Consider the following 18,474-nt stretch of genomic DNA (forward strand, 5'->3'; position numbering starts at 1 on the left):
GACGCTGCCGAGGCGGCGCTGCGCCGCGCCGTCGCCGCGCATCCGCGCGAGGCCGAGGCGCAGTACGCGCTGGCGCTGGCGCTCGCTCGGCAGGGGCGCGCGGCGGATGCGCTCGGGCCGATCGCGCAGGCCGCGACCTTGCGTCCGGAGGAACCACGCTACGCCTATGTCCACGCCATCGCGCTGAACCAGCTGCGGCGCACCGAGGAAGCCGTCGCCGTGCTGCGGATGAACCTGGATCGCCACCCGCGCCACCGCGACAGCCTGATGGGGCTTGCGACAATCGAACGCGACAGGGCGAACTTCGCGGAGGCGGAACGGCTCGCGGCCGCGGCTGCCGGGCTGAATCCTTCGGACCGCGAGGCGGCTGCGTTGCTCTCGCAGGTGCGAGGGCTTCGCCAGCGCGTGCCAGGGCTCCGCTAGGCTTGCGCCGCCGCGCCGGCGCGCCCTTCCATCGTCACTCCAACTCGATCAACAGGCCGTCGGCGCCGATCTGCAGTGCGACGCCCGTACGCTGCGGGCGGAGCTGGATGGACACACCGGCCGGATTCTGCAGCCAGACGCCGCCGCGCACGGCGGCCGAGCCTGCGACCGCGCCCGCGCGCGCCGCCCCGTAGAGGCCCGGGAAGTCGGCGAGCCGGGAGAGAGCGTAGACGTCGCCATTGGCTCGCAGCTCGGAGACCCCGATCCCGCCGACGCCAAGGCCACGGACGCGAAAGCGGTGCGTGTGACCCTCGAAGGTCAGCGTACCGCTTCCCCAGGATACGCTGCCGAGCAGGCTGACCTGGGTCTGCGTGATGGTCACATGCCCGACCGGGCCCGACGGCTGGGCGCTCCCGGTCCGTGCGCCGACACCAGCGGCGAAGACCGTGACCAGACCGAGACCACCGACGGCGCGGCGGGTGAAAAGGCGAGCTGCCAACTTGGCTGTCTCCGAAGCAGAACGAGGCGACTGCGGTGGCGCGGCAAGACCGCATCAGCGATTTTATAGGATCCGATTATGCGCTCTGCCAGAGGCCGCCTTGATACAGCACAAGGGCACCGCGTCGTTCATCATGGCAAACTTAACGTTGAAGCTTGCGCATCACCCCTGATGCGCGCCGTGGTGAGGTCACCAACGCCAGCGTCGTTGGCTCAGGTTCCTGCGCCACAGACTCTTCGTTCACGTGATGCCGCGGTCCCTTCTGAACTTCGGACGGGACAGCCCCGGCACCCAGTAGGAGGAAACGAAGCATGAGAATCGGCTTCAGGCTTGCCAGAATTCTCTCGACCGCCGCTGTGATCGGAGTCTGCGCGCTGGCGTCCGTGTCGGCAGCACGCGCGCAAGGTTCCGTCGACGACGATGCACGGCGCGTACTGTCGTCGCTGTCCAGCTATCTGGGCGGGCTTCAGCGGTTCTCGGTTGAGTATGCCGCAGTTGATGAGGTCATCACCGAGCAAGGACAGAAGCTTCAGTTCCTTCACTCAGGCAGCCTCACGGCGCAACGACCGGATCGATTGCATGCGGTCCGTCGCGGCGCGAGCGGCACCTCGGAGGTGTTTCTGAACGGCAGGGAGCTTTTTCTGTTCGGCAGAGATGCCCAGGCGTACCTGCAACTTCCGGCCACAGGCATCGCCGCTGCGATCGATGCCGTGCACGGGCTGGGATTCGACGCGCCCGGCGCGGACCTTCTCGTCGCCAGGCCGTTCGACAGCGCGATCATCGACGTGACGAGCGGCACCCATGTCGGGATGACGGTCATCGACGGCGTGGAGGTCCACCATCTTGCCTTTCGTGGCGCGGAGGTCGACTGGCAGATCTGGGTAACGACCGGCGACCGCCCATTGCCGGTGCGCTACGTCATCACGTCCAAGACAGTGGCCGGCGCACCCCAGTACACGCTGCAGCTGAGGAACTGGAACGTCGCGCCGCAAGTCGATGCAGGGCAGTTCAACTTCGTGCCGCCACAGGGTGCGCGGAGGCTTGATCCGGCATCCGTCACCGTGAACGCCATCGGCGACATGATCATTCGGACACAGTGAGGGCACGACATGTCGAACATTCTGAAATCTGCGGCGGCGCTCGCTACTTTTGCCTTCGTGATGATGGCGAGCCCGTCAATCTTCCTCGGGCGGGGGCCCATGACCTCGACGGCCGAGGCCGTGGTGGGGAGGCCGGCCACGCCGGTCAGCGCGGCGGGCGTAGCGCGACGTACGACGCGGCGCTGCGCGGCGACCGTCTATCCGTGCTGATGCTGTAGGCGCCGACGCTCCCCTCCTTTGGAGGGGACGTTGGCGCCCCGAGGCATCAAGCCAGCGTCGCGGTGATGTCTGATGTTCGGGCGACCGAGCAATCGGGCGGAATCGTCTGCGGCGACCTGAAGCAGACGCCGTAACGCACGACCTGCAGATACGATGCCGGCTGACCGGCCGGCACGCTTTGCTAGGTTCAGAAGCGCAGGCTTGCGCCGATGATCGGGCCGGCCATGTCGAGCGAGATGTTCGAACTGCCCTTGTCGTAGTCGATGTGGATCCAGCGGAAGCCCGCTGACGCCGTGAAGTTGTCGGTGATCCGGTAGTCGAGCGTCGCGAAGGCCTGCCAAGTGAATTGCGAGCCGACGCCGAAGCCGCCGATGTCGCCATAGGCCGTGACGGCCAGGTTGTCGTTCAGCCGCAGCACGCCGCGCGCGGAGATTACCGGGTCGATCCAGCTCACCGAGTTGTTGACGCTGCGTCCGGGCAGGTGGCCGGTCTCGAGCGTGAGTTCGGTGTCGAACCACCAGCCGCGCACGCCACCGCCGAGTTCGAGCCGCCCGACCGGCGCCTCGGCGACTGTATACAGGCCGATCGCCGAGACCTCGGCGGATTGTGTGCGCGCGCTGGCGCCGCTGAATGCACCACGGCCTTCGAGCGGAAGTGGGACGCCCTGTTGCAGGTTGAGGTACAGCGTGTCGACGACGAGGCTGAAATTGCCCCGCCGCGCTTCGAACAAGCCCATGGCCGAGAATTTCATGGTGCCGAAGATGTCGCCGAAATCGGCGCTGAAGTTGTCCGAGCCCTCTGGGGTCGAGACGGTTCCGCCGAGGCCTGAGAACCAGACATAGGGCGACAGCGTGAAGGTCCAGGCGTCGAGGTCCTGCGGAGGCGTCTGCGCCGTGGCGGGTGCCGCCATGAGAATCAGCCCGCCCAGCGCGCCAGCCAGGGCCGCCGCTTTCCTGCACCGAAGCTCCATCAACATGCTGCGCCCTTTCGACTCGACTTTGCACGGCCCGGGAGATTTCGGCTCCGGAGGTGATTTCCCCTGGGTCATGCACAAATACGCAACTTGCCGCAACTGCGCGCGCCACAAGAACTGAGTTTCACCCCTCATATCCGCCAAATCGCTTGATTGCGTGCTCCGCACGAAGCGAGGGGCTTGCCGTCGCCTTTGAATCTAGAATCGGTCAAGGGGCAGCTTTGTGTGTTGATTCACATCAACGCAGTGAGCAGGGAGCGGACGTAGCGCACTGAATCGAATACAGAGAATCGGCGCTCGGGAGAGGCCTGCGCGGACAAGGGAATGCGACCATGAACCTGGGCTTGCCATCTGTCGCGCGCGCGTCGGTCTCCTGCGCCTGCCATTCGATCGGCGAGAAGTCCGCCGTGGCACCGCACGACTGGCCGAATCGTGCCCAGGCTGGCCTGCGTGCGACGTTCGTGCGCGCCGTACTGCGTACACGAATCCGGTCGGACGTCACCCGTGCCCTCGCCGTCGTCATCGCCTGCCTGACGCTTGCGGCGACACCCGTCGGAGCTCAGCAGCTCCGGGGCACGCCGGGGTCGCCGACAGCGATAGAGTTCCCGAATTCCCGCGTCCTGCCGCAACCGCCCGCGCCCTTCGCCGGCACCATCAACCCCTCGGCGCGGGACAGCACGCCGGCCTGGCCGCCCACGCTCGGCGCGCCCGAGAATGCGCCCAATGTCCTGCTGATCATCACCGACGATGTCGGGTTCGGCTCGCCTTCGACGTTCGGTGGAGTCATTCCGACGCCCACGCTCGACCAGGTGGCGCAGACGGGGCTGCGCTACACGCAGTTCCACACCACGGCGCTCTGCTCGCCGACCCGCGCCTCGCTGCTGACCGGGCGCAACCCCCATTCGGTTGGCTTCGGCGCCGTCGCGGAACTTTCCACCGGCTTCCCCGGCTACAACGCGATCATCGGCGCCGACACCGCGACCATCGCCGAGACGCTGCGGCAGAACGGCTTTTCGACCGCCTGGTTCGGTAAGAACCACAACACGCCGCCCTGGGAGATCAGCCCGGCCGGCCCCTTCGACCGCTGGCCCACGGGCCTCGGCTTCGATGTCTTCTACGGCTTCATGGGCGGTGAGACGAACCAGTGGGAGCCGGGCAACCTCTTCCGCAACACCACGCGGATCCTGCCCCATGAAGGCCGGCCAGGCTGGAACCTGACCACCGCCATGGCCGACGAGGCCATCGCCCGCATCCGCGAGCTGCATGAGGTCGCGCCGGGCCGTCCCTGGTTCATCCACTACGCGCCGGGCGGCGCCCACGCCCCGCATCATCCGACGCCCGAATGGATCGCGCGCTTCCGTGGCCAGTTCGACGAGGGCTGGGAGGTGGTGCGGGAACGCATCTTCGCGAACCAGCAGCGCCTCGGCGTGCTGCCGCCCAATGCGGTGCTGCCGCCCTGGCCGCACACGCTGCCGCGCTGGTCGAGCCTCACGGCCGACCAGCGGCGGCTCTATGCGCGGCAGGCCGAGGTCTTCGCCGCCTACCTCGCCTACACCGACCACGAGATCGGGCGCGTCATCCAGGCGGTGCGCGACGCCGGGCAGATCGACAACACGCTGATCATCTACATCAGCGGCGACAACGGCGGCAGCGCCGAGGGCCAGGTGCACGGCACGCCGAACGAGTACGCCTTCTTCAACGGGGTTGAGATCCCGGTCGAGCGGCAGATGCCCGTCATCGACGAATGGGGCGGGCCGAGCACCTATCCGAACCTCGCGGTCGGCTGGACCTGGGCCTTCGGCACGCCCTACCAGTGGACCAAGCAGGTCGCCTCCCATTTCGGCGGCACGCGCAACGGCATGGCGATCTCCTGGCCGCGGCGCATCGCGGATCGCGGCACGATCCGCCACCAGTTCCACCACGTGAACGACATCGCGCCCACCATCCTGGAAGCGATCGGCATCCCCGAGCCGCGCTCGGTTAACGGCGTGGCGCAGCGCCCGATCGAGGGCATCAGCATGCTCTACACCTTCGACGCCGCCAACGCCGCGGCCCCGTCGCGCCGCCGCGTCCAGCACTTCGAGATGCTCGGCCATCGCGGCATCTACCGCGATGGCTGGTACGCCAACACGACGCCGCCGACGCTGCCCTGGCAGAGCTCGGGCCAAGTGCCGGAGGACGTCGTCAACGGCTATGCCTGGGAGCTCTACAACCTCGCCGAGGATCCGACGCAGAGCCGGAACCTCGCCGCGCGCTATCCCGAACGGCTGCGGGACCTGCAGCAGCTCTTCCTCGTCGAGGCGGCGCGCTTTCGCGTCCTGCCGCTCGATAATTCGAGCCTGCCGCGCCTGATCGCGCAGCGGCCGGGCCCCTCGGCCGGCCGCCAGGAGTTCATCTATCGCGGAACGGGAACCAGCCTGCAGGCCAGCGTGGCGCCTTCCTTGCTGAACCGCGCCTATCGCCTGGTGGCCGAGATCGAGGTGCCGGCCGGTGGCGCGAGCGGCGTCATCGCGACGCATGGCGGGCGCTTCGCGGGCTGGGGCTTCTACCTGCTCGGCGGGCGGCCGGTCTTCACCTGGAACTTGCTCGACCTCGAGCGGGTGAAGTGGGAAGCGCCCGACGCGCTGCCGCCGGGGCGGCACAGCATCGCCTTCGAATTCCAACCCGATGCATCCGGGGCGCCCGTGGGGCGCGGTGGAATCGGCATCCTCTCGGTCAACGGACAGGTGGTGTCACAACAGACGATGGCGCGCACGCTGCCCTTCGCCGTGCAGAGCGACGAGACCTTCGATATCGGCCTCGACACCGGATCGTCGGTCGACGACCGGGACTATCGGACGCCCTTCCCGTTCACGGGGCGCCTGGAGCGGATCGTGGTGACGCTGGGCGAGTCCACCCTGCCGAGGTCGCCGGCGCGGTGAGGCCGACCGAGAGGCAGTAGGTGCCGCCACGGAAAGACCTCGGCCCCATGGGGTCCGTGGGGCCGCCTGTTTGTCTCCGGAAGCCCCCGCGAACCATCGACTGTACGAGGAGTTCTTGCATGAGGGACAGGGCATAGATGGGCAGCATCAGAAGCAGGAAGGCGATCGCCTTCACTTCGCAGGCAAGCCGTCACGTTCGCTATCCCGACCAAGCCGACGCGCTTTTTCCTCCCCAGAGAATTTCAGTTCCCGGTTCCCTCCGCTGCTCCAATCTTCTCGCGCACCAACCTGTCTCTTCTGGTCCCGGCACCGCGCTGAGGCGCGGGTTTGGCCGGGGTTCGCACGTGGACCTTGATGGTTCGACGGCGCAACTACCGACCTTTTTCGGCTGGAGAGAGCGGAGAGTCTCCGAACCTTGAGGGTAGGTCGATTTTACCCTCAAGCTTAAGTCTTTGAAATAAAGTCTCTTTTTCGGCCGCCGCTGCTGAGTTTCAGCAATCCGACTGCCTCACCGGTGACAACTGAGCAGTTCGGGAAAGCAAGTGATGATCAGATAATCGGCGTGTTCGACGCCCTGCCGGACTCAACAGGCTCGCACCACCCACGGGACTGGCTTCTTGGCGGCAGCGAGCAGGCTGCGCAGGCACTCGCCGAACTCGCTAAGACGGAGCCGGAGCGGCTCCTAAAGCTGCTGCCGCGCTTCCGGCCTGGCATACACGAGAATCCAGTTGGTGCCTGCCTCCGCGAACTCGCGCGCAATACCCAGGTAGATACGGCTTTGGTCGCCGCACAGATTGTCGATGCGGCTTCACGCGGGTTCGCAGGCAGTTCATTCCGAAGCGACGCCGCATCGGCGGCCGGGAGCCTCGCTAAGCGCGGTGCCTTGCCGGAAGCTCTGTGCGTCCTCCTCGTGCGCTGGCTGGAGGGTTTCGAATTCCCAACCGGTGAGGATGAGGCAAAGCGCCCAAAGGACGATGAGGAGGTCGGTGCTCAAAGTATATTGTTTGGGATGGGCAGCCACTTAGTGGAAGGGCGCGAGGACGCGCTTCTGCTCACCGCGCTGAAGGATGGGCTGCTCCGCCGAACGCCACCCGATGTCGCGCGCTTTCGCTCGATCGTAGAGTGCTATCTCGCACGGAATCCTGATCCTAGAGGAATGCGCGCCCTGACCTGGTTAATGCCGCCGCTGATTGTTCGCGGTACGCAGGAAGATGCGCAGACGGCGGTTCGCCTGCTGAATGATCCAAGGGTTCTACGCAGCCGCGATGCCGTATTCCTGCTTGGACAGATGGAAGATCGGCTTGATACTTCAACTTTCGTCGAACTGGCCCTTCGTCTCAGCACAGATGAAAGCCGATGGTTCCGTCATGCGGCCGGCGAGCTCCTTATGCTACGGCGACTTCGCCGCCCCGACGACTTGGTAGTTCGCCATCTCGTGGACGAAATTTTCGAATGTGGAGAACGGTGGAAAGCGCCAGATACCTTGGTGGGCTGTGCTCACGTAGCTAGCACCGCATGGGCAGAATCGGATGCTTTGCGGGAGATCGCGAACGGGTACGTGACCGCCGCGCTACGCAGCAACGTCGACATCGTGACCTCGGCGGGAATGCAAGTGTTCTGGCGCGCTGACCCTTTGCCTCGCAGCGACTACACGCGCGAGATTCTTAGGGCAATCATCGCGAATCCGAGGGCACTTTCGACCTCACGTAGCGGACCGCTCGTTGATGCGCTGGCCGAGCACCTCCCGTATGCACCGGATCTGGTTTGTACGGTCGCCGAAGTACTTGTTGCGCAATGCGGCAGCGACTTCGGAGACATCCGGACTGCGCGCGCGGCGGACGCGCCAGCGTTAACGGAGATCGCCGTGACGCTCCACCGCATGCCAGGCTTCCGGGAGAAGGGCCTTGCCCTCTTCGAAGCCTTGCTCGATTTGCAGGTATCTGCCGCCGCAGAAATCGTGCTGGAGATCGATCGTCGAACAGCAAAGCAAGCGCCCCGGCGGCCCGCGAGGCGGCGCTCACGGCAGCGACGCGGTCAAAGTTGAGGGCCGCCACTGACAGGCGGTGATGGCCCGATGCTTATGGCCCCGGGGCTACTGGGTTCGCCGCCGCCGAGCCGCCGTATAGGGCGGGTTCGTAAGGACAAACGACAGGTTGGGCTGGTGGTGATTCCGCGTGTATTCGTCCAAGTGCGATGCGAAATCGCCGAATAGCCTTTGGATGCCGGTGCCTGCGGTGTCCTCCTTGTATGACCCGTCGTGATCAGCCTCCCCCTTCTTCGATGAGATCACGGCCGCGGCCGTATAGAGCTTCTCCTGCACCATGCGCTCGCAGATCCTGTTGAAGCGATCAATGTAGCTGGTCCGAAGAAAATCTGGGGCGATTGAGAAGTGCGGTGACCTATCGGTGACGATGCGGCGAGAGTCCTCGTGGTCCTCCAGCACCATCAGCCAGCCGAGAAAGGGACGCATCCCTGTGCCCAGCATTCCCTTGTCCCACGCTTTCCAGAAGTCGACAGCGGCGCCGAGGACTTCCTCGAAGCGATTGTTCGCGTTGTTCCCGAACGAGCCCACCATGCTCTTAAATTCGAGCACAGCCACTAGCTTCGTGCCGTCCATGACAATGACGTCGAACTTCTTGTTGTGGCGGTAGTAGCCAGGCAACCGAAGTTCGTTCCCCCGCGTGTGCTTCGCGGCATAGGGAGCAAAACGCTCGACCAGCGGGAGCGCGATGCTGAGGAAGCCGTCCATGTGCTTGCCCGACGTGACGGCGCCCCGCGTGCCCGCGTCAACACGACCGGTCAGAGCCTGCGCCTGCTGGGCGTTCAACCGTCCAGTCCAGAAGGTCTTTATGGCCTCCGCCACCTGTGGGCGGAGGTCCGGCAAAGTCACAGGCATGGCGATTCCCGGTTTGGACTACCGAGTATATTTCCAGCAGACTGAGACTTGGCCGTCTATGGGCTTCAGCGTTCGGCTGGGGGCCGCCCGGCGACGATGGCGATTTCCGCCTCGGTGAGGCCGTAGAGGGCGAATGCAGCCCGGTCGCAGGCCGCCAGATCGCCCGACAGCCCAGCCCCCTTGAGCGCTGCCCTATGCTTGTCCGCCACAGTGGACCAACGCGGCAGCCGGATTCGGCGGAGGTACTGCGCCTGATACCGGAGATAGTCCCCCCGCATCTTTACCGAGTAAGCCGCCACAAAGAGCGCCGCCACGCTGGAGAGCAGCACAGCCCGAAGGGCGTGCAGGTCCCACTCGTCAGAGACGACGTAGTAGAGGTTGTGGTGGACGTAGTGCTGCCCCGGCTCGAACACCACGTTGGCGCTGCCTTTGATGTCCGGGATGAGGAGTTTCGGCCGGTAGGTCAGGCTGGGCGTGATGCGGTCGATGGTCTTGTGCCACTGCGCAGGCTTCCCCTTCGCCGTGCTCCGCTTCTCCAGTTGCGAGCGGTACTGCTCCAAATGGGCGGCCAACCTCGGATACCGCTTGAGATCGACCAGCCCGCCTTCGTCTCGCCATGGATTGATGACGCCGAGGCCGAGCGGGACGAGGGCGCCCGTCTTGATGTCTTTGGTCGTGACCAGCGGCAATTTCCGATCTGGCTCGACGTCGAGATCCTCAAACTTGCCGACGTAGGCTTCATCTAGCCCTGTGGCGACGCCGATCATCGCCTTGCAGCCAGCGTTCTCCAAAAGCGGAAATGCCTCTTCGAGACGCCTCATCACGACGAGCCGCTCGAACTCCTCCAGCATCCACGGCTCAGACCCGGAGACCACATTATTGATCTTTACGGCGCCCGGCTCTTGGCCACGGAGTTGCCGTGCGAGAGCCCGCAGATGGTTCGGGTCGATCTCTGGGCGATGCGCAACGGTAGTTGGCCCATCCTCCTCCTTGGCGATGACGAAGATGCCGGTGTAGGCGATCACGTCCCTGAGGAATGCTGGCGTGTTTACCATGTCGACGTAGTGCCGGAGGTGATGCCCTTCGCTCACCAACTTCCGTAGAGGGCCGCCATACTTGTTCTTCGTCCAGCGGTCCGAGACGATAAAGCCGAGCACACCGCCCTCGCGGAGTTCGACAAGGCTCCGCTCCATGAATGCGACGTAGAGGTCGGCCCGGTCGTAGAGGGTCTTGTAGCGGAGACGGTATTCGTCCTGCAGGGCGATGGGGATCTGCTCGATCCGGACGTAGGGCGGATTGCCTACGACGAAATCGAAGCCCTCCTTGCCGAGTTCGACCAGCAGGAAGTCGCCCTGCATCAGCCAGCGGTCGCACAGCGCCGTGGATTGCTCGGCAGTCAGACCATTCTCGACAAGGTGGTCGTGGAGCCGAGACCTCGCCGCAGCCAGCGTCGGCCTGCTGAGTTCCACGACGCGAATGGCGTCGGAGAGGTCCATTACATGGTCTCCACCGGACTGAGAGCGCCGGTAGGACGCGAGCAGCCGGTCCACGATCGGGATGAGGAAGTCACCCTCGCCTACGCTCGGCTCCAGCAGCCGCATCGTGTGCAGGGGGCGGTCGGGGGTGTAGCCACAGAGGTCGAGGATGAAATCCACCACCTCCCGCTTGGTGAAGATGGCTCCGCGTTCCTCGACGCCACCGGACTCCGCCAGCCGCTCCACGGCGTCGGTCACGGCACAGAACCCCGGAAGTGCCGCCTGATCCATCTTTGCCAACCCCCTTTGAGCTTTGGATTCTACGCTTGGTAAACGATTCGGCCCAGCTAGCCGACGGCTCCGCCGCGGCTCAAGGCTCAGTACCGCCTCAGTGCGTCACGTTGCTCGGACCACTCCGCCGGGAATGCTTCGAAAAATTGCCGCGAGCCGAGCCCTTCCGGCTGCCGTCCGTCCAGAATTGCCTCGACGAGGTCCGGCGCCAGCAGTGTCAGCCGCAGCAGCGTCCCCGAGTATCCTCGCTCGATCTTCTCCGCCGCGGCCATCTCACTGATCGAGACGTAGCGTCCCTCGTCCAGCAGCTTCTGATATCGGAACGCCCGCGCCAGCGCCTTCACCAGCGCCGGGTCGGCACGCGTTGGGATGGCCGTGTCGGCGGACGGGACCGGCATCACCACCGTCTTCCGCCCCGGCCGCCGCCGGATCTTCAGCGGCACGCGCACCGTGATGCTGGTCGCGTTGGTCATGCTGCCCTCCGCGCCGCGGCTGCCGGTACGCCGAGGTCCCTAACCAGCCCGGCCAGCCCCTCGACGCGCATGCGAATGTCGGCGCCTTCCGGCCCAACGACGATGCGCTCCACCAGGGCCCCGACGATCCTCGCCTGCTCGGCCGGGAACAACTCGTCCCACAGCGGATCAAGCCGATGCAGCGCGTCGCGCACCTCGCCCTCGGTGATGTCCGGCACGTCTCTCCGCGCCGCGAGCCAGGTGCCAACCACGATCTCCGGCTGGCGCAGCAGCGCCCGCACCTGGTCCACGACCGCGGCCTCGATCTCCGCCGCCGACACACGCCGCACGATGCCGCCGTCAGCGTGCGCATCGCCCTTCAGCACGCGCTGGGCGACGTAGTAGCGGTAGTGCCGCCCCTTCGTCACGCAGTGCGTCGGCGACAGCGCGCGGCCATCGACGCCGTAGATCAGGCCCTTCAGCAGCGCGGGCGCCTGCTGTCGGTTCTGTGCGGCGCGGCTCCGCGGGCTGACCTGCAGGATGGCATGCGCCCGGTCCCACAGATCCCGCGGCACGACCGCCTCGTGCTCGCCGCGATAGACGTTCCCCTTGTGCGTGACCTCCCCGATGTAGGTCCGCAGGTTCAGGATCTTATAGACGTCGCCCTTGTCCAGCGGCCGGCCGGACTTCGCCGTGACACCGTCGGCCTGCAGGCGGCGCACCGTCTCAACGCCGGAGCAGGTCTCGACGAAGAGCTCGAACACGCGGCGCACCCGCGCGGCCTCGTCCTCGTTCGACACTAGCTTGCGGTCGCGGACGTCGTAGCCGAGCGGCACCTTGCCCCCCATCCACATCCCTCGCGCGCGGGACGCTGCGAATTTGTCGCGGATTCGCTCGCCAATGACCTCTCTTTCGAATTGGGCAAAGCTGAGCAGGATGTTCAGCGTCAGCCGGCCCATACTGGTGGTCGTGTTGAAGCTCTGCGTGACGGACACGAAGGTCACGCCGTGCGCCTCCATGGTTTCCACCAGCTTGGCGAAATCCATCAGGGAGCGGGACAGGCGATCGATCTTGTAGACGACGATCACATCGACGAGCCCGGCCTCGATGTCGCCCAGCAGCCGCTTCAGCGCAGGCCGCTCAAGCGTGCCTCCACTGAAACCGCCATCATCGTAGCGATCGCGGACCAGCACCCAGCCCTCGGCGCGCTGAGAGGCGATGTACGCCTCACACGCCTCGCGCTGCGCGTCGAGCGTGTTGAACTCCTTGTCCAAGCCCTCGTCGGTGGACTTCCGCGTGTAGACCGCGCAGCGCAGTTTCTTCGCGCTGGCCGGCATCGCCGCGCCGGAGGCAGCGCGCGTCTTCATGTACCGCCTCCCGGCTGGCGCAGCCCGAAGAACACCCAGCCATTCCAGCGCGTGCCGGTGATGTGGCGTGCGATGGCGGAGAGCGATTGATAGGACCGCCCCTCGTACTCGAAGTCGTCGGCGCGCACCGTCACGACATGCTGCACGCCGTCATGCTCGCGCACCAGCCGCGTGCCAGGCAGCGGGCGGCTATCGGCGCGGATCCGGCGCAGCACGATGTTGCCACCATCGAGTTGTTCACCCAGTGCCTCGAGCCGCTTCCGCGTCTCAGGCTTCAGGCCGCCGTATGCGAGTTCCTGCACCCGGTAACTGAGCCGGCTTACCAGGTAGGGACGGTTGAACGGCGGCGGCTCCTTGCCGAACAGCACCCGCCATTGTTCCTTCAGTTCCGCTGCCGTCGCGGTCTGCAGCGCGGCCAAGCGCGGCAGGACCTGCGCGGGCGGGATCTTCGGGATGGTCGGTGCCGGGGGCGCTGCCTCCTGCCGCCGGCGTTGCGTTGTAGATCCTCGGGTCATGCGACTCCCTCTCGTCTGGGGTTCGCATGACGGCGCTGCCTGGCGGTGGAGTGTAGGCGAACGTCTCTCGCCCCCCGGGCCTGTTCCGCGTCGCGCGCGAGATCCTCGGCAGCGCGGCTGCGCAGCCGCAGCAGACCGCGCGCGAGGAGGTCGCAGACCTCGCGGAGATGGGGCGGGAGGTGGTGGTTGATCGGGGTCGGCAGGGGCATTGCGATCCAACACGCATGGTCCTGCCTGTTATGTACGGATCTGGAGTGGTGCCGTTCTCACGGCACCACGCGATGCCCCGCGATCACGCCGCCTTCGTCTTTGCCTCCGATCCGAACATGGCCCAGACATCGCGCAGGCGACGCTTCATCGTGCTCTCGTCGGGCACCCTGCCGCCCTTCTCGGCAAACCAGCCCTGCACATGCCGGATCAGGGCACCGAAAGAGTCCGGCACGCCCTCGAAGTAGATCAGCCGACACGCCTCGAGCCGAGCCGCATCCCAATCATAAATCGGCTGCGAGCCGCGCCCTCCGCCCTTCGTGCCCAGCGCGACGTCATCCAGTGCTTCCTCGATGGCCGCGTAGCGGGCGAACTCCTCGTGGCGCACGCCGACCTCGTCACGGATGACGGTGTATCCGCGATCCTCCTCGCTCGTGCTGACCAGGCGCCGATAGCAATCCGGCTCGGCGGCCAGCCAGAAAATCGTCTGCGATCCATGCCGCAGAACAAACCACGCATCATCCGGCTTCAGGTTGACGAGGCCCTGCACAAGCGAGCGGTCATCGGGGATGGGCGTGGCATCACCATCGAGGGCGATCTCGTAGTGACCGTCCTCGACCAACAGGCCAGCCACCGCGGTGCAGAGCTGGATCTTCCGCTCGGATACCAACACCGACATGTCAAGCAACGACAGCCCGAGCCGCTCGCACACTTCGTCGATCTGATAGAAGACCTTCTTCTTCGGCGGGTTTGCCATCACGACCTCCGTCAACCCGCACGCATGCTGCGCAGACGCCGATAGGCCAGGACGACGCGGCCCATGTCCTTGCGCATGTCGGGCGGCAGACGCTCTGCCTCGACAAACAGCGCGTCGAGCGGAATGCCGAGGATCGCCGCGGCGCGCTGGACCACCTCATCGCTTGGCGGCTTGTCGAGATTGCGCTCGATCCGCGACCAGTAGCCGGGGGAGATCCCCATCCGCTCGGCCAGATCGTTGAGCCCGATCGCGAGCTCCGTGCGCCGGGCGCGCACCACATCGCCAAACGCCATCACACGCCTCCTTCCACCAGGCCGTAGCGCGACAGGCGCACGGCGATGAACCGCTCGGACACACCGAAATCGCCGGCCAGCGCCGCCAGCACGCCGGCCAGAACATCGGGCGGATTCCCGGCCGCGACGATCGGGCTGTTCGGTCGCCCCTGGTGCGGCCTGCGGCAAAGCCGCAGCCCCTCGCTGCGCGCATAGGCCAGCAGCCGCGTGTGCAGCGGCACCGGCGGCGCCAGCAGGGCACCCATGAACTCATTGGCGCGGGCCTCGGCGCCACGGCCCTGGCGTTCGAGCGCCCGCGGTGAACTCGCCACGGCATGATAGCGCTGGTCTCCTCTGGCCAGCGCGGCCGGCACGTCGAACAGCAAATGGCCGAGCTCATGCGCCGCCGTGCTCAGCGCCAGGTCAGGGCGATTGGCCGTCATCGGTCCATTGACCGCGATGTAGGCCCAGCCCGGCTCGTGCGCATCGATGTCGCAGAGGCCGAGTACGGTCTGGCCGAACTCATCGCGCAGCGCGCGCCCGAGTTCCCAGGACACGGACAGGCGCTGCCCGTTCACCTCCACCGCGCGACAGGCGTCGATCAGGGCCTGGAGGGTGAGCGCGAGGTCGTCGGGCTCGCGCGCGATCTGGTGCCGGACCTTGGCGGCAACGGCGCGAATGGCTGGGGCAGCCGCGTCCTGGCGCGGGCTGAGCGCCGCGGCTGCGGGATAGGCGATCGCGATCGACATAGGAACACGGTCCCTGGCTTGGAGATGATCGGGCAACGGTAAGTTCACTTTATGTTCCCATCCGCGGAGGAGTCCAGCGCTCTCACCGGGAGGGGGTGCGGTGGTCGCGGCACCCCCGCACCCCCTGGTGCGTAAGTGATTGATGGGGAGTTCTAACGCATTGAGTTGTTATGGGGTGCGGTGATCAGCGGGAGCGTTCATCGCACCCCTGCGCACCCCCTTGCCCTAGCCGCACCCCCGGCCGCGGCGCTGATCTCGGCTCATCGCAATCGACCGAGCCAGAGGGGCCGTGGGATGAGAGAGAAACAGCAGTCGCAGGCGCATCTTCCTGAAAAATGGGATCAAAGTCAGGCCCGCGCAGCCTTGGCGGCGGCCCGCTGCCACGCCGCGCGCTTTGCCCGGCAGCGCCGAATGGCCCGAGAGGATCGGGAGGACCTGATCCAGGACATCCTCCTGGTCATCCTGGAGGCTGGCCCGCGCTTCGACGCGACGCGGGCCTCTTGGACCACCTTCGTCGCCCTGCTGGCACGCCGCGCTGTGATCGATCGCGCGCGGCAGCCGTCGCCACCGACGTGCGTATCCCTCGATAGCGAGTTTGCCGCCGACATCCGTGGCGCCCTCGTGGCGCCGTGCGCAGACCCCGACATCGCCGTGGCGTTTGGGCGGGCCGCTGAGGATCTGCCGTCTGTGCCGCGAGCACTGCTGCGTCGAATCATCGCGCACCGTGATGTTGCGGCAGCGCGCGACGCCGGCCCTGTCTCCCCCGCCACGTTCTATCGCGAGCTGCACGACCTGCGCTGCTGGCTTCGCGCGCTCGGTGTCCGTCCTGCGGTGACGCCATGCATGCGTGCGACGACGTCGACGCCTTCGCGGCCGTGAGAAGGATCTCGCGCAGATCCGTAAATAACAAAGACAGCACCATGCGCCGAAGGGAACCCCACACGATGCGACTTACGTCCCCTGAATTGCTGTCGACCGAACTCATGCTGAGCATCGAGGATCTGCTCGATGTCGTGCTGACGGAGAACGGTCTGTGCGATCGCTTCGCCGACGCGGCGCCCGGCGATGCCATCGTCTACCACATTGGCCTGCTCGCCCGTGATCGCGACAAGGCCGCGTCCGAACTGCCGGCCGAGCGGCGCGAGGATCTCGAGACGGTCGCGCGGCGTGTCTGGGCGATGGCGGAGGCTGGTCTCGGTCACCTGCTGCAGCGCCGGATGGCCGAGGGGCGCTGCGCGTACCTGCTGATCGTCCGGCCTCGGCCGCTGAGCGCCCGCAGCGCGGCGGGGTACGCGCTGGCCGGCCTGCTCGGCCGGGAGGCGGCGTGATGGAAGCCGCCCGCCGCAACCACCCGACCCTCGATGACATGCGCCTGCTGCCGATCGGGCAGGTGATCGATCTGCCGGCCGAGCATCTCGCGCTGCTGCAGGAGGAGGCGCGGTCCCGCCTCGAAATCGCCAAGCGGGCGCTCGACTGGATCGAGGGCGCCATCGCCATGCGCTACGAGCAGCGCGCCATCGGTGCCCGCGTCGCAGCGGGCAAGGACACCGGGACGGTCCGCTTCCAGGACGGCAACGTCGAGATCACCGCCGACCTGCCGAAGAAGGTCGAATGGGACCAGCGCCGGCTCGCCGCGCTCGCGGAGCAGATCCGCGCCGGGGGTGAGGACCCTGGCGAGTATGTCGAGGTCAGCTTCAAGGTGGCCGAGCGGTCCTATGCCGCCTGGCCGGAGCGCATTCGCCTGGCGTTCGAGCCGGCGCGCACGGTGCGCACCGGCAAGCCCACCTACCGGCTCACGATCCTGTCCGAGACGGAGCGGCGCGACAGCCCGCATGCCGGTGCCCCTGCGACCTTCGGGGGGATCGGCTGATGGCGCTCCGGATTGTCACCGCGGACGAGCGCCTGTCGCGCGCGGCCAACAAGACCACCATCGCGCTGTTCGGACCGACCGGCGTCGGCAAGACGACGCAGCTGAAGCGCCTGTCTCCGAGCGAGACGGTCTGTATAGACCTCGAGGCCGGGATGAAGTCCGTCCAGGACTGGCCGGGCGACAGCATCCCCGTCCGCTGCTTCGAGGACTTGGTGGTGCTCGCCGCGCTGGTCGGTGGTCCGAACCCCGCCGCGGCGCCGGAGGCGTTCTTCTCCCAGCAGCACTACACGCACTTCGCTGGCCAGCATCCCGAGCTAGTCGCGCTGCTCGCCAGCAAGTCGATCGTCTTCCTGGACAGCATCACCGACCTGACGCGCCAGGCGATGGCCTGGGCCAAGAAGCAGCCCGAGGCTTTCTCCGAAAAGACCGGCAAGCCCGATGTCCGCGGCGCCTATGGCCTGATGGCGCGCGAGGTGATCGGGCTGCTGAAGCACCTGCAGCACGCGCCGGGCAAGACCACGATCATGGTCGGCATCCTAGAGAAGCACACCGACGAGTTCGGCAAGGTCAGCTGGCAGCCGCAGATGGAGGGCGGCAAGGCTGGCCGCGAGCTCCCCGGCATCGTCGATCAGGTGATCTCGATGTCGCTCTTCTCGATCGAGAAGGACGGCTCGCTGCGCCACGATCCCGAGACCGGCACTGAGCGGCGCTTCGTGTGCCGCGCCGGCAATCGCTTCGGCCTGCCGGCGAAGGACCGCTCCGGCCGGCTCGATGAGACCGAGCCCGCCGACCTCGCCGCGCTGCTCCGCAAGATCAACGCCCCCGCCGCGCCCATCGCCTGAGCCGAGAGGAAACCTCGATGTACGACATGAACGATGCCGAGCTGCCGCGCAGCTCCGACCTGATCCCGGACGGCACCTTCGCGAAGGTGACGATGGTGATCCGTCCTGGCGGGCTCGATGGCCAGGGCGAGGTGGACCGCGGTCTCCTCAAGGCCGCGCGCAATGGCGGCGACACCAAGATGATCGACGCCGAGTTCACGGTGCTCGTCGGGCCCCACGCCAAGCGGAAGTTTTGGCAGACCTTCACCGTCGTCGGCGGGAAGGTGGACGAGCAGGGCGTGTCGATCGCCTGGAAGATCTCGAAGGGGACCTTCCGCGCCATGATTGACAGCGCGCTCGGCCTCGATCCGCAGGACATGAGCGAGGCGGCCAAGGCGAAGCGCGTACTGCGCGGCCTCTCCGACCTGTCGGGCATCACCTGCGCCGCCAAGATCAAGGTCGAGCCGCCCTCCGACCCTCGCTACGGCGAGTCCAACAAGCTGGACCGCGTCGTGCTGCCCGGCGAGCCCGAGTACCAGCGCATCATGGCGGGCGAGGTGGTGCCGCCGTCTCCGTCGACGCATCGCGCGCCGCGGCAGGCGCCCGCGCCGACGCCGACGGCCCCCGCCTGGGCGAACACGGGCGCGCCCCAGGCGCCGGCGACGGC

General features: G+C 66.7%; 20 protein-coding genes. 10 read left to right on the top strand and 10 right to left on the bottom strand.

Annotation, left to right across the window (positions count from 1 at the left end; genetic code table 11):
* A partial coding sequence (locus tag HW578_RS11195; protein WP_198370638.1) for a tetratricopeptide repeat protein occupies positions 1–423 on the top strand: 423 nt, incomplete at its 5' end.
* Positions 424–457: 34 nt separating this feature from the next.
* Here HW578_RS11195 and HW578_RS11200 read toward each other — a convergent pair.
* Positions 458–922 carry a hypothetical protein gene (locus tag HW578_RS11200; RefSeq protein WP_198370639.1) on the bottom strand — a complete coding sequence of 155 codons (465 nt, stop codon included), beginning with the start codon at positions 920–922 and terminating at the stop codon, positions 458–460.
* A gap of 311 nt (positions 923–1,233) precedes the next feature.
* Between HW578_RS11200 and HW578_RS11205 the strand changes: the two genes are divergently transcribed.
* Entirely contained in the window at positions 1,234–2,022 is a 789-nt protein-coding gene (locus HW578_RS11205; RefSeq protein WP_198370640.1) for a DUF2092 domain-containing protein, read from the top strand.
* Positions 2,023–2,031: 9 nt separating this feature from the next.
* Complete coding sequence (locus HW578_RS11210; RefSeq protein ID WP_198370641.1) at positions 2,032–2,232, top strand: hypothetical protein; 201 nt, start codon at positions 2,032–2,034, stop codon at positions 2,230–2,232.
* Positions 2,233–2,428: 196 nt separating this feature from the next.
* On the opposite strand, the gene HW578_RS11215 is transcribed toward HW578_RS11210, so the two are convergent.
* The gene (locus tag HW578_RS11215) at positions 2,429–3,151 is read right to left on the bottom strand and encodes a hypothetical protein (protein WP_198370642.1); all 723 of its coding nucleotides are present in this window, start codon (positions 3,149–3,151) and stop codon (positions 2,429–2,431) included.
* Positions 3,152–3,546: 395 nt separating this feature from the next.
* Between HW578_RS11215 and HW578_RS11220 the strand changes: the two genes are divergently transcribed.
* On the top strand, positions 3,547–6,135 hold the full coding sequence (locus HW578_RS11220) for an arylsulfatase (protein WP_198370643.1): 2,589 nt from the start codon (positions 3,547–3,549) through the stop codon (positions 6,133–6,135).
* Between the two features lie 562 nt (positions 6,136–6,697).
* On the top strand, positions 6,698–8,179 hold the full coding sequence (locus HW578_RS11225; protein WP_198370644.1) for a hypothetical protein: 1,482 nt from the start codon (positions 6,698–6,700) through the stop codon (positions 8,177–8,179).
* Between the two features lie 48 nt (positions 8,180–8,227).
* On the opposite strand, the gene HW578_RS11230 is transcribed toward HW578_RS11225, so the two are convergent.
* From HW578_RS11230 to HW578_RS11265, 8 genes are all read right to left on the bottom strand, one after another.
* Positions 8,228–9,031, bottom strand: a complete 804-nt coding sequence (locus HW578_RS11230) for a PaeR7I family type II restriction endonuclease (protein WP_198370645.1) — start codon at positions 9,029–9,031, stop codon at positions 8,228–8,230.
* A gap of 65 nt (positions 9,032–9,096) precedes the next feature.
* Positions 9,097–10,764 carry an Eco57I restriction-modification methylase domain-containing protein gene (locus tag HW578_RS11235; protein ID WP_369407872.1) on the bottom strand — a complete coding sequence of 556 codons (1,668 nt, stop codon included), beginning with the start codon at positions 10,762–10,764 and terminating at the stop codon, positions 9,097–9,099.
* Between the two features lie 119 nt (positions 10,765–10,883).
* A complete protein-coding gene (locus HW578_RS11240; RefSeq protein WP_198370646.1) occupies positions 10,884–11,270 on the bottom strand; it encodes a hypothetical protein in 387 nt (128 codons plus the stop codon).
* Entirely contained in the window at positions 11,267–12,586 is a 1,320-nt protein-coding gene (locus HW578_RS11245) for a recombinase family protein (protein WP_232478889.1), read from the bottom strand. The genes HW578_RS11240 and HW578_RS11245 overlap by 4 nt, the downstream gene beginning before the upstream one ends.
* A 26-nt stretch (positions 12,587–12,612) precedes the next feature.
* Entirely contained in the window at positions 12,613–13,035 is a 423-nt protein-coding gene (locus HW578_RS11250) for a DUF2924 domain-containing protein (protein WP_456308275.1), read from the bottom strand.
* Between the two features lie 388 nt (positions 13,036–13,423).
* Entirely contained in the window at positions 13,424–14,095 is a 672-nt protein-coding gene (locus HW578_RS11255) for a hypothetical protein (RefSeq protein WP_232478890.1), read from the bottom strand.
* A gap of 11 nt (positions 14,096–14,106) precedes the next feature.
* The gene (locus HW578_RS11260) at positions 14,107–14,388 is read right to left on the bottom strand and encodes a helix-turn-helix domain-containing protein (protein ID WP_137126662.1); all 282 of its coding nucleotides are present in this window, start codon (positions 14,386–14,388) and stop codon (positions 14,107–14,109) included.
* On the bottom strand, positions 14,388–15,116 hold the full coding sequence (locus HW578_RS11265) for an ImmA/IrrE family metallo-endopeptidase (protein WP_198370650.1): 729 nt from the start codon (positions 15,114–15,116) through the stop codon (positions 14,388–14,390). Before HW578_RS11265 ends, HW578_RS11260 begins: the two co-directional genes overlap by 1 nt.
* A gap of 294 nt (positions 15,117–15,410) precedes the next feature.
* Here HW578_RS11265 and HW578_RS11270 point away from each other — a divergent pair, with 294 nt between their 5' ends.
* From HW578_RS11270 to HW578_RS11290, 5 genes are all read left to right on the top strand, one after another.
* Complete coding sequence (locus tag HW578_RS11270) at positions 15,411–15,995, top strand: sigma factor (RefSeq protein ID WP_198370651.1); 585 nt, start codon at positions 15,411–15,413, stop codon at positions 15,993–15,995.
* Positions 15,996–16,099: 104 nt separating this feature from the next.
* A complete protein-coding gene (locus HW578_RS11275; protein WP_198370652.1) occupies positions 16,100–16,444 on the top strand; it encodes a hypothetical protein in 345 nt (114 codons plus the stop codon).
* Complete coding sequence (locus HW578_RS11280; RefSeq protein ID WP_198370653.1) at positions 16,444–16,986, top strand: hypothetical protein; 543 nt, start codon at positions 16,444–16,446, stop codon at positions 16,984–16,986. Before HW578_RS11275 ends, HW578_RS11280 begins: the two co-directional genes overlap by 1 nt.
* Positions 16,986–17,828 carry an ATP-binding protein gene (locus HW578_RS11285; protein WP_198370654.1) on the top strand — a complete coding sequence of 281 codons (843 nt, stop codon included), beginning with the start codon at positions 16,986–16,988 and terminating at the stop codon, positions 17,826–17,828. The genes HW578_RS11280 and HW578_RS11285 overlap by 1 nt, the downstream gene beginning before the upstream one ends.
* Positions 17,829–17,845: 17 nt before the next feature.
* Positions 17,846–18,474: hypothetical protein (locus HW578_RS11290; RefSeq protein WP_198370655.1), on the top strand; the 629-nt coding region annotated here is incomplete at its 3' end.

Source organism: Roseomonas rosulenta (assembly GCF_016106005.1).
Lineage (GTDB): Bacteria > Pseudomonadota > Alphaproteobacteria > Acetobacterales > Acetobacteraceae > Neoroseomonas > Neoroseomonas rosulenta.